General features: G+C 32.3%; 8 protein-coding genes and 1 pseudogene. 1 reads left to right on the forward strand and 8 read right to left on the reverse strand.

What is annotated here, in order from left to right:
* Nucleotides 1-348: 348 nt before the first annotated feature.
* From OA93_RS05330 to OA93_RS05345, 4 genes are all read right to left on the reverse strand, one after another.
* Nucleotides 349-936, reverse strand: a complete 588-nt coding sequence (locus OA93_RS05330; RefSeq protein WP_039112092.1) for a helix-turn-helix domain-containing protein — start codon at nucleotides 934-936, stop codon at nucleotides 349-351.
* Between the two features lie 590 nt (nucleotides 937-1,526).
* Nucleotides 1,527-3,947 (reverse strand): heavy metal translocating P-type ATPase, encoded by a 2,421-nt coding sequence (locus OA93_RS05335; RefSeq protein WP_039112093.1) that lies wholly within the window; start codon nucleotides 3,945-3,947, stop codon nucleotides 1,527-1,529.
* An 88-nt stretch (nucleotides 3,948-4,035) separates the two neighbouring features.
* A complete protein-coding gene (locus OA93_RS05340) occupies nucleotides 4,036-4,599 on the reverse strand; it encodes an AraC family transcriptional regulator (protein ID WP_039112094.1) in 564 nt (187 codons plus the stop codon).
* 383 nt (nucleotides 4,600-4,982) lie between these two features.
* Nucleotides 4,983-6,845 (reverse strand): TonB-dependent receptor, encoded by a 1,863-nt coding sequence (locus OA93_RS05345; RefSeq protein WP_039112095.1) that lies wholly within the window; start codon nucleotides 6,843-6,845, stop codon nucleotides 4,983-4,985.
* A gap of 64 nt (nucleotides 6,846-6,909) precedes the next feature.
* On the opposite strand from OA93_RS05345, the gene OA93_RS05350 reads away from it, so the two are divergent.
* Entirely contained in the window at nucleotides 6,910-8,394 is a 1,485-nt protein-coding gene (locus OA93_RS05350) for a PLP-dependent aminotransferase family protein (protein WP_039112173.1), read from the forward strand.
* 27 nt (nucleotides 8,395-8,421) lie between these two features.
* Here the strand turns inward: OA93_RS05350 and OA93_RS05355 are convergent.
* The 4 genes and pseudogenes from OA93_RS05355 to OA93_RS05370 form a co-directional block, all read right to left on the reverse strand.
* Nucleotides 8,422-9,265: pseudogene (locus OA93_RS05355) on the reverse strand (SDR family oxidoreductase).
* A gap of 286 nt (nucleotides 9,266-9,551) precedes the next feature.
* On the reverse strand, nucleotides 9,552-9,935 hold the full coding sequence (locus OA93_RS05360; protein ID WP_039112096.1) for a GreA/GreB family elongation factor: 384 nt from the start codon (nucleotides 9,933-9,935) through the stop codon (nucleotides 9,552-9,554).
* A 472-nt stretch (nucleotides 9,936-10,407) separates the two neighbouring features.
* Nucleotides 10,408-11,016 (reverse strand): hypothetical protein, encoded by a 609-nt coding sequence (locus OA93_RS24030; RefSeq protein WP_052259380.1) that lies wholly within the window; start codon nucleotides 11,014-11,016, stop codon nucleotides 10,408-10,410.
* Between the two features lie 290 nt (nucleotides 11,017-11,306).
* Nucleotides 11,307-12,344, reverse strand: a complete 1,038-nt coding sequence (locus OA93_RS05370) for an META domain-containing protein (protein ID WP_039112097.1) — start codon at nucleotides 12,342-12,344, stop codon at nucleotides 11,307-11,309.
* Between the last annotated feature and the right edge of the window lie 320 nt (nucleotides 12,345-12,664).

Raw genomic sequence — 12,664 nt, forward strand, 5'->3', positions numbered from 1 at the left:
AAGGCTCTAAGAAAGGTTCAAAGGCTCTGAGGTACTAAGGCACAAAGGTTTTCGTAGAGGCGCACCGCAGTGCGTCTTAGCTATTGAGGATAAAGGTTTTTGAGAAGGTTCAAAGACGCAAAGGTTTTCCGTAGAGACGCACCGCAGTGCGTCTTAAGTTGTGGAGAGATAGGTTTTAAGAGATAACCGTTTAAAAAAACAGTCGCAATCTTGTCTTTCTGAGGCGGAGCCGAAGAATCTCCACCAGTAGCTCGACAACATTGTGTTAAGACTAGTTTGTGCCCTTCGACTCCGCTCAGGGTGACAAGATTGTTCGTGAAATTAGTTTTATAGGACTGAAATGATTTTTTAAGAAGCGCTATTTATATGAGATTGCTTCTCAATAATAGCAAGCTTATCAAACCGTATTTTTTTATAGTAGGAAGAAGTAAAACCAGTATATTTTTTTAACTGGTTAGATAAATGTGCAGGACTGCTATATCCTAAAGTATGGGTAATCTCAGACATCGATTGATCGGTATAAACAAGGAGTTCTTTTATCTTTTCGATTTTTCTGAGGATGATATATTTTTCAAGTGTTTGTCCTTCTACAGACGAAAATAAAGCGCTAAGTGTATCATAATTCTTAGTCAGTTTATTACTGATTAATGTAGAAAATTTAGTTGGTTTTCCATTGTCCAATTGCATTTTGATGCCTATTTCTACTAGTTCCTTAATCTTTTCTACAGTTTCTTCGGTTTTAGTAAATAGTAATTCAAATCCATTTTTTTTAAGCATGGATTTAATTGCCTCTTGGTTCACAGAAAAGTTGGCTGTATCTTTTATTACAACACGTCCTAGCTCAATAGCAATGATTTCTAAATCTAGATTTAAAAATTCTTGTTCGAGAACATAAATGCATCTGTTGCACACCATTCCTTTTATTAGTAATGTCATAAAATTGATATTAATGATGCTTTTTCTATTTTCCTTGAATTTTGTTTTACAAATTTCCTGATAGTTGAGCTGTGTCTTATATTGCTATTCCTAATTTGATTTATAAAATTTACTGATTGTTTAAAAAAAGGTTCTGAGGGACAGAGAGGCAAAGATTCAAAGGTTTCTCTTGCAGCGCGTATTTCTCAAAAAAAAAGACCTCATTTTAACTAGCTTCAAAGATTAATGAAGAGGAAAAATGAGGTCAATAATAAAAATCAATTAAACTAAGAGGTAATATAAAACGGCGGCCAATGCATTAGGAAACCGCCGTTTGGCAAACGCATCAAGATAGTTAGCTTCTTTTTTTTTAATTACAGATTTAATAAACTTCGTAGTTTGAACTGTTCAAGTACTACCAAAAAGCATTCATAATAATTCAAATGAAATTATTTTAACCACATAAGTGAAGTTAGTAAATATAAGTATAGTTAATCTGTGTAAACTTAAATGAACTTACATCACTTATATGGTGAGCTTTTGTGTTACATTATTAATTTTATGTAATCTGACTATATAATTTGTCTTGAGAATTTATAGCTCAGATAAGTTTACTTTTTCCACTTTAATCGTAAGCTGTTGCTTACCACACTTACACTACTCAAAGCCATTGCAGCTCCTGCAATCATTGGGTTTAGCAAGAATCCGTTTATAGGGTATAATATACCTGCAGCAAGAGGAATACCAATAAGATTATAAATAAACGCCCAGAATAAGTTTTGTTTGATGGTAGCTACTGTTTGTTTAGATAGTCGAATAGCTTGAGGTATTTTGTTAAGATCTGATGATATAATGGTCATCTTTGCCACATCCATTGCGATGTCGCTTCCCTTACCCATTGCAATACTTACATCGGCTGTTGCCAAGGCTGTACTGTCATTGATACCATCACCAACCATGGCAACAACTTTACCTTGCTGTTGCAATTCTTTTACAAAATCGGCTTTGTGCTGTGGCATTACTTCTGCTTTATAATGTTTTATTCCTGTTTGTTCTGCGATAGCTTTTGCAGTAGCTTCATTATCTCCAGTAAGCATATAGAGTTCAATACCCATACCTTGGAGATGTTTGATCGCTTCTACAGATGTTTCTTTAATTTTATCAGAAATTGCAATAACCGAAAGTGCTTGCTTGCTATTAGCAAACCAAATTACAGTCTTAGATTCTTTACCCCATGCATCAGCTTGATCCAATAATGTATTGTCAATAGTGATATTATTTTCTGCGAGCAATTTTTTGTTACCTACATAATAGGTTTCGTCCATATAGATTGCTTTTGCTCCCTTACCAGTAATACTATCAAAATGGGTTAGAACTACGTTTGGTATACTTTTGAAATTTTTCACTACGGCTTCCGCCAAAGGGTGTTCGGATTGCTTTTCGATACTAATTAAAATATCTTTTGTTACATCGTTATTATCTAGCCATTTAACACCAGTTACCTGTGGTCTTCCTTCAGTAATAGTTCCGGTCTTATCTAAGACAATTGCAGTAACTTTTCTTGCTAGTTCTAAACTTTCGGCATCTTTAATCAGGATACCATTTTCGGCACCTTTGCCCACTCCTACCATAATTGCTGTAGGTGTTGCAAGACCTAATGCACAAGGACAAGCAATAACTAGTACTGTAACTGCTGCTAATAAAGCTTGTGCCACAGCATTTTCTCCTCCTAGAACTATCCAAACAATAAAAGTAAGTATTGCTATACTAATCACGATTGGTACAAAAATGCCTGCAATTTTATCAACTAGTTTCTGTACAGGAGCTTTACTTCCCTGAGCATCTTGCACCATTTTAATAATTTGCGCAAGCATGGTTTCTTTTCCAACTTTAACTGCTTTGAATTGAAAACTTCCTTTTTGGTTTATAGTTCCAGCAAATACTTTTTCGTTTTCCGTTTTCAGTACAGGAACTGGTTCACCGCTTAACATACTTTCATCTACATACGAGTTTCCTGAAGTCACCATTCCATCCACAGCAATTTTTTCTCCTGGTTTTACAAGGATAATATCACCAACATTTACGTTTTCAATTGCTATTTGTTTTTCCGTTCCGTCAGGCTGAATAACCATTACAGTTTTAGGCTGTAAACCCATTAATTTTTTAATTGCAGATGAAGTATTTCCTTTGGCTTTTTCTTCTAATAATTTACCAAGAAGGATGAATGCAATAACTACTGCTGCCGCTTCAAAATAAACGTGAGCATGTAATCCGCGTTGATGCCAGAAATCCATGAATAACATGTTGAAAACGCTGAACAGATAAGCAATTCCTGTGCTTAAAGCCACCAAAGTGTCCATATTGGCAGATCTGTTTTTCGTTTGTTTCCATGCATTTATGAAGAAGTCTTTCCCTAACCAAAGCACTACTGGAGTCGAAAAGAACCACATAATCTCATTTCCATAAGGCATATCCATAAAGAACATACCAATCGTTACTACGGGTAACGACAATAGCACTGCCCAAATGGTTTTATTTTTTAATTTTTTGAATTTCTCGGCATGAATTGCCTCCAGAGATTCTTGCTGTTTGGTTTCGTCTACAATAAGTAAATCGTAACCAACGGCTTGCATAGCCTTTTGAAGTTTATTTGCGTCTGTTAGATTTGGAAGATATTCTACAGTTAAGTTTCCTGTTGCAAAGTTTACCGATGCATCAACTACTCCCAATTCATACGTTACAATACTTTCTGCGCTGCCTGCACAAGAGGCACAAGTCATACCTAGAACAGGAAAAGTATTTTTAACAGTGGGAACATTATATCCCAAGTTTTTGATAGCCTTTACAGCATTACCAACAGTTTCATTACCTTTAACAGTAATGGCAGCTCTGCGGTTGTTTACTTCTACTTTGTGAGTTTCAACGCCTTTAACCTCCGCTAATCCTTTTTCTACGATTAAAGCACAATGCTCGCTATCTACATTTTCTAGCGGAATGAAAATTGTATCTTTACTATTATTATTTGTCGCCATATTTCACGTGTTGTAATTTACATGCAAAGTTGGCGACAATATCTATGAATTTTATTGTGTAATTATGGGTTTGATTTGTAATATTTACTTAAACCTTATCCAATGGTTTTCTTTTTTCTTCCCTAATTTGTTTAAAATGACTTGGTGTTAACCCTGTTACCTTTTTAAATTGATTACTTAGGTACGCAACACTGGAATAATTTAAACGTAAAGCTATTTCGCTCAGTGATAACTCATCATAAACCAAAAGTTCTTTTATCTTTTCGACTTTTTGAGCGATGAAATATTTTTCTATCGTGGTGCCTTCTACCTCCGAAAATAAATTAGAAAGGTAATTATAGTCATGATTGATTTTTTCGCTCAAGATATCAGATAAATTGTTTTTTGTGTCATTATCCTGATGATGCACCAGGTCGATGATAATGTTTTTTATCTTTTCGATAATTCTACTTTTTTTATCATCAATTACCTCAAAACCTAAAGGAACTAATGCTTCTTCTATCGAATTTCTTTCGTCGGAGCTTAGTTCTTTTGTCAGGCTAACCTCTCCAAGCTTAATATTTGCAAAGTCTAAACCGAGTTTTTCGAGTTCATTTTGAACTACCATAATACAACGATTGCAGACCATGTTTTTAACGAATAATGTACTCATATCCTTGTTAGATCAGATTTTTTATTAAATATAGTATCGACAAATCTACTATTAAAATTCAATTAACCGTTTTATAAATATCGTTAAGTTTACCGCAAAGAGCGCAAAGGTTTATAATCTGTAGGTTAAAAAGTTTAACCATTAAGACATTAAGTTTCATTAAGGATTAGCGTTAAGTTTACCGCAAAGGTCACAAAGGTTTATAATCTTTAGGTTGAAAATTTTAACCATTAAGGATTAAGCTTAATTTTTCTTTTTTTCTTAATGGTAAAAAAATGGTCAAGTTAGGTTAATAATAAAGGACGAAAGGGTTTACGTTAAGCTTTGTACCCTTTGCGTAAACCCTAGCGCCCTTTGCGGTAAAAATATTTAGTTTATGATGTTTAGAAAGTCACAAATTTCACTCCTAAACTAAACCATCTTGACGGAAGCGGAACTGCTCCAACCTCGTAATAAGTTGTGTTGAAGATATTTTGTGCATCAACATAAATAGTTACTTTTTTTATAGATTGACTTACTCTAAAGTCGTTAATCCAGTATGATGGTCCTGTTATTCTTTTATTAAAACGGGTAGCAAATAGTCCCGTAAAATTTTTATGCTGAAAATCGATTGTATTGGTTATTTGGTGCTCTAAAGAAGAAACCAGATATTTAGAATAAAGATCATCGATAACATCTTGAAATTTAAAATCTAAATAAGAATACGCCAGATTGATATTTAACCTAGAATCATTAGAAAAGTTAACTCTATAGTTGGTACGTAAATTAAAACCATTTGTATTTAGATTTCCGTAATTATTACTTTGCCAAGGCTGAGTGGTTACATTTCTTGTCCAATCTATAAAATTGCTAATCTTTCTGTAAAAATAATTGGCATTAAAACTAAAATTTTGCTTCGTGTATTTGAATCCTATTTCGCTCTGAAAAGCGTTTTCGGTTAACAAATCAGGATTTCCAATATTCCCCGGACGTTGGTTAAGGTATAAATCGGTAAATGAAGGTATACGCTGACTTGTTCCGATATTTCCTATTATCTTAAACGCATCAGTTATAGCATAACTAGCATCAATTCCTGGATAAGCTTGCCATTTATAATCTGAATTATAATTAAGATAAGTACCAAAATTCACATCTAGTTTTTCAATAAAAGTAGTTCTGTATTGTAGATAAATTCCAAAATTTTCTCGATCATGATCCCCAATGTTAGACGAACTAATGTCTTCATTTCGTACTTCTGCACCAAAACCCAGTTCTCCCCTTTCCATCTTATAGGTTGTGTTAATTTCTGCAGCTATAGAGTTGGTATAATGCTGGCTTCTACCCGCTTTTAGGTTAGAAATTCCGTAGTAACGATAATCATCATAATTATATCTGTAGCTTACTCGAGGCATCAATGTCCATTTTTCCGATAGATTATGTTTAGATTGTACAGATGCAAAGGTAGTTTGTACAACTTCACTTGAGTTTCTGTCACCAGGAGCAGCATAAAATCCATTAGCGCCAAAGCCATTGTTAATATAACCGAATGAACTTAAAATTTCATTATTGTCGTTAATCTGAAAATTACCCTGATAAAATATTTTATTATTTTCGAAAGCTGTATTGTATCGATAACCGTTGCTTTTATCATGTGAAGCAAAAAGCGAATGTTGTTGTTTCTCTTTGCTTAAAACTCCTCCTACCTGAATTCCGGTACCATAAAATGTATCTCCTGTATCTTGCGTATCTTTTTCAAAATTAGATCCAGCATACGTATTTACTAAAAAGCCAGATTTGGTTGGTTTTTTGGTAATAATATTTATGGCTCCAGTTAAGCTGTTAACACCATAAGTAAGAGCAGCTGGTCCACGAATTATTTCGATTCTTTCAATTAATTCAACCGGAATAGGCAAATTAAGCATATTGTGTGCCGTTTGTGAGTCAATAATTTTTGTCCCATTTATAAAAACAACTGTTTGCTCAAAACTTCCTCCATCTATACTTACATCGGCTTGACTCCCAAAAGGTCCTCTTTGTCTTAAATCTACACCATTGGCATATTGTAAAATTTCCTGAATAGATTTTCCTGGTAATTTTTCAATTGCAACTTTATCAATTATATATACATTTCTGTTTTTTTTAGAAATTGGAGTGCTAAATCTATTTTCGTGAATTATTACTTCGTCAATTTTAATAGTATCTTTTTGTACTTGAGCGTATAAACCAACACTCATAAAGGTTAATATAGCAAAATAAATCTTTGTCATTTGTTTTAATTTTTTGCAAAAGTAGTATCTTGCCGTACTACTAATGTGTACCAGTTTTATAAAAATGGATAGTCCGGTTCAAATTCCTTTCAAAAGTTTTATTCAGCTTAAGCCTGAAGAGTCAACTGCTATATACTTGCAAATAGTTTTTGAATTTATAAAAGCGATACAAATCGGATTACTTCCTGAAGGCACAAAACTTCCTGGAACTCGTATATTATGTAAATTATTGGAGGTTAATAGAAATACGCTTATTAAAGCTTTTCAGGATTTAGAATTACAAGGCTGGATTGAAATTTTGCCAAATAAAGGAACGTTTATCTTATCTGAAAAAAAACAAAAAAACAAAGCCGAATTTGTTCCGATTGAAGGTGAAAATGCTTCAAAAATAAGTGAACCTTTTACTTTTAAGCGTTCTACAATTCTTGAAAACCCGAAAGAAATCAGCACTTTACCCTACCAATTTAATGATGGTTTACCCGATTTACGATTGGTTCAAACTGATGTTCTGGCGAGGTTATATGTATCTAAATTAAAAAGAAAAAAGAACACAAAAACTTGGGAACAAATTCAAACTCAGTCGCATTTAAATTTTAAGACTCAGTTCTCTAATTTTTTAAATCTGACACGTGGTATTCGTATTTCAACATCAAATTTACTCACAACTACTAGCCATGAAATCAGTTTGTATCTGGTTACAAAATTACTGATTAGTCCTGGTGATAAAGTTGTTGTGGCTTCTCCGGGTTATTATATGTCGAATATGACATTATCTGATAGTGGTGCGCAAATAATTACAATACCTGTTGATAAAGACGGAATCGACACGGGGCATCTAAGGCAGATTTGCGAAAAACAGAGTATCAGACTATTATATCTTACGTCTAATTATCATTATCCTACAACAACTTCTCTTAGTGCTAAAAGAAGAATGGAAGTATTAGAATTAGCTAATAAATATGGGTTTGTTATTTTAGAAGATGATTATGATTTTGATTTCCATTATGATAATAATCCTGTATTACCTTTGGCTGCCTTAGATTCTAATGAAAGAGTAGTTTATATTGGATCGTTTGGCAGATCCTTGCCAGCAGGTTTTGGTTATGGATTTATTGCTGCTCCATCAGAATTTATTAAGGAATTAGAAAAGCATCAAAACATTCTGGAACCTGAAATTGATGTTATTAAGGAACAGGTTTTAACCGAATGGATTATGGAAGGTGAAGTTCATCGTCTTTCTAAAAAAAATAAAAAAATCTATAAAGAGCGAAGAGATTATTTTGTTTCGTTATTAAAGGAAAAATTAGATGGAAAAATCAAATTTCAAATTCCTCTTCGGGGTTTGGCTATTTGGGTAGAATGGCTTGATAATTTTAATTTAATAAACTTGCAAAAGCAATGTATTGCAAATGGATTGTTCTTGCCGAAAACTATTTTATATCAAACAAAAAATCTAACCGCTACACGTTTAGGTTTCGGACATTTAGACGAAGCTGAAATGGAAAAGGCGGTTGCTATTTTAAGCAAATCTCTGGAAGAGATTATTTAAGATTAGGTATAAAAGACTGTTTTAATCTTAACTCCCAACCATTTCTCCTCCATTTACATGAATAAATTGTCCCGTAACATAGCTGCTATCCTCACTAGCCAAGTATACATAAGCTGGTGCAACTTCTGATGGCTGACCTGCTCTTCCCATTGGAGTTTTTGTCCCAAAATCAGAAACTTTATCAAAAGTAGCGATAATTAGCGGTGTCCATATCGGGCCAGGAGCTACGCCATTAACTCTTATTTTTCTTTTTATCAGCATTGTCGATAATGACCTGGTAAAACTTACAATTGCCCCCTTTGTACTGGCGTAATCTATTAAATGTGCGCTTCCTCGATAGGCTGTAACCGAACTGGTATTGATAATGCTAGCGCCCTCCTTTAGATAAGGTAAGGCAAATTTTGTAATATAAAAATAGGGATAAATATTAGTTTCAAAAGTAGTTTGTAATTGTATGGTGGTTACATCTTCAAGTTTTTTCTCAGGAAATTGAACCGCTGCATTATTCACTATTATATCTAATTTTTCAAAGGTTTGTATACTTTTTTTTATGACGTTTTTACAAAATTTAATGTCTTTAAGATCGCCACTAATTATTAAGCATCGCTGCCCCTTCTATCAGTTGTTTTGTTCTTTTGGCATCTATATCTTCTTTTAAATAAACAATGATAATGTTTGCTCCTTCTCTTGCGAAATGTACCGCTACACTACGACCAATACCACTATCCCCACCTGTTATTAAAGCAACTTTATCTGCAAGTTTCCTACTGCCCATATAATTTTCGCGGATTATTTCAGGTTCGGGAGTCATTTTATGTTCATGGCCTGGCAAATTTTGTTTTTGCTCAGGAAATTTTGTTTTCTTTTCCATATACTTCCTTTTTTATTTGATAAAATCAATTTCCTGTAGTAAAACTGTATTGTATTGTTATTCAAATTTCAGAATTTATCGGGCAAAATTGTTATATGTTTTTATGATAAAATTTCATAATTACCTTATAAATAGGAATGTATTAATGATGGCGAGGTATAGGATACTTATATATTGATTTGATAAAGCTTAGTTTAACCTTTGTTTAAATAAGATTTTTTAGTCAAAAAAAATATCCCATAAAGAAAGGCTTCTTTTGGGATATTTTTTTGATTGAAAAAGGGTTTTAAGCTACTTCTTCTACTTTTAGGATTTCTAATTTCAAATCCCCTTTTTTAGCAGGCCATTCTACTAGATTACCTACTTTGTATCCTACCATTGCAATACCTTCATCAGAAAGAATTGAAATTTTGTTTTTGCTTACTTTTGTTTTCTCAGGACCTACAAACACAACTGTTTTTTCTTCGTTTGTTGCATGGTCTTTATAGGTTACTTTTCTATTTACTGAAACAATATCTTCTGGTAAATCTCTTCTTAGTACCTGTGTTGCCTTTTTAAGTTCAAAAAGTAATAATTTTTCTTCTTCTATTGTTACTTTCTTTCTTCTTACGTGATCCTTAATTAAATCGTATATTCCTGTTGTTAAAATGATGTTTTGATTTGCTGACATAACTTTCTGTTTGCTCCATTCTCATAGGTATGATATATAACTCATCATTGAACTTTTTGTGGCTCTTGGTGTGTTTGAATTCAATGATATCAGAATCCTAAATAAAAATTGAAGATTAAATAAATGAGTTGCCTTAATAAAAGGGTCCCTGTCTAGAGTTTTGACAGGGCTTAATTAATAAACTCTTTAGAACTTTTTAAGAAAGTATCATCATGCAGATATAGTAACGTGCCCATAAGGCGCATCAAGCGATTATTTTTTAAATAAAAATTTGAAGTAGTCATTACTATATTTGCTTTTAACTCTGCAAAGATAGCTATTTTTTTTGAAAGAAAAAAATTTCAAAAAATAGAACTTTAATAATGTTAAATAAAATGAGGAGTCTCAAGGTCAGTTATATAGGTTTTTGTATTGCAAATACTTACCTATAAAAAGTTAGGGTTAACTTAAAGTTGACTTGAATCTCTTAAAACTAAAGTTTATAGCTTATTCCTACTACTATTATTCCTTTATAACCAAAACCTAGCTCTGCAAACCCTCCTAACTTCTTCCCTACTCTTAAACCAACCGGATTTACCTGAAAACCAAATGCAGTTGCATTATCTGTATAAGCATTGGTATTATCAATTTCTTTGGTTTGCATCATGATGATTCCAGCTGCAGCCGAACCGTAGAAGTTTATAAAGGATGTACGAACATAACTGAATTCTATAGTAGGTAGTACCAAAAAATATTGAGCTCTACGCTTATTGTGTTCTATCCCACCTGAATTTGGAAGTTTTGTTTCAAACGATTTATCGGTTCTAAGATAACTTACATCAACCCCTATTTTTAATCTTTCAGAAATACGATTGCGATATCCAATTTCAAACATTCCAAGGGTACTATCTTCTGCATTATCGATTTTGGCTCCGTATATTCCAGAAACAATTGCATCACCAAAAGCATTCGAAATCCCTGTTCCCATAATAAGGAATGTTGCATCACTATAACCTACGCGAAATTCGTGTTTTTCATTTTCTTGTGCTTTTGCAATAAGTGTAAAAAATAGTAACCCTAAGATAATAATCGATTTTTTCATTTTAATTCAGTTCTAATTTATATGTTCTGTTAAGTAATTTTCTTTTTTGCAAATATAAAAACGTTTGCTTATAATGCAACTAAGTTGCGTTATAAAAAGAAATTTAATTTTAATAGTTACAAATGTATTAGTCTAAAAAATGATTTTCGATGTAATTTATCATTGTCTTTTAGTATAAATTTATTATATAAGATAAAAAACTAGTTGCTATAAACAGAGTTTCATCAACTTGTATAAACAACAAAAGCCTGAACATTGTCAGGCTTTTGTTGTTATATATACTATAAGATTTACTTTGTAGTTGCGAACATCATTATTAATTTATCACCAAGATAAAAATTTAAGGTTTGCTCTGCCACATCAAAACGTAGCTCTTTATTATCTAAAAGAGAAAGTACTTTTTGTTCAATTTTAGAAGTTTTTTCGTCAAGACATGCCATTCTGGTAGATCCTAAATTTCCAAACTGAATTTGATCGTTACCTTTAAGTGTATATGTTCCGAAGAAATTATTACATCCAGAATTTCCGCTCACTTTTTTAGTAGCTGGGTCAAATTTAATTGAAGCTCTTCCGTAATCCTGCCCTACATTTTCAAGCATGATTAATTTCCAATTGTTTTTAGCAATAAAGCTCCAAACATCATTTTGTGTAGGAATCGTAAATTCCATAATGATTTTATTTTTAGAGTTTTTAAACTGTACTTTATTTTTTTTCTGTACAATTTTAAACTTTTGATCTTGTATAGCTTTAGTAAATTCTTGTTCTAATTTCATGCTCGCTTCATCACAAGCCATTAAAGTTCCTGCAGAAGAACCAATTTGAATTTGATTTTTTGAAGCAAGTTTAGTGTATTTTGCACTAAATCTGTTACATCCGCTTTTTCCGCTAATTGTTCCTGTAGCTGAGTCGATTGTCAAATACACATTTCCTGTAGATATTGTTTTACCATTTAAACGGGTTAATGTCATTTTAGTATCATAAATACCTTTAGCAGTTTTGGCAGCTGTTACAGGTGTTTTAGAGATAATACTTTTTAGTTTGTACGTATAAATAGATGCGTCCGCAGGAACAATTCCTTCACGTTTTGTTCTGATTACAGTAATCTCGTATTTATTTCCTTTTTCAAAATTAAAACCTTCAATGCCATTATAAAAAAGTTGATAGTCTTTTTCATTGTCATATCTTACTTGTAAGCACTCCATTGGACCTACACCTTGACAAGGTACTTTATTCTCTTTTACAAACATTTTCAGGGTCTCTTGTCCATAAGTAAATGATGAAACTAGTGTTACCATCATCAAAACAAACATGCATTTTAAATTTTTCATTCTTTTTAAATTTTGTAATACTTCAATAAGTATTGATTATTCTATCGTTTTGGTTCTTTTGCATTAACTGTGCCATTTTGAAATATTTTTAAGATTTTAAAATATTTTTAAGATTTTATGGAAATTAAAATGATGACTAAATTGTCTATCTATTATAGACAATAATTTGTTTTGTAGGGACTTATAAAATTATTAAATAAATAGATTTAAGCTAACGATTATTTTATTTTTTTTTCTGCCAACTAGAAAAAAAATCTTGATTATAAAAGAACATCTTATAGAATAATATTTTTTTAGGATGTTTTAAACCCATAGCGAAG

The organism is Flavobacterium sp. KMS (genome assembly GCF_000813005.1).
Taxonomy (GTDB): Bacteria; Bacteroidota; Bacteroidia; order Flavobacteriales; family Flavobacteriaceae; genus Flavobacterium.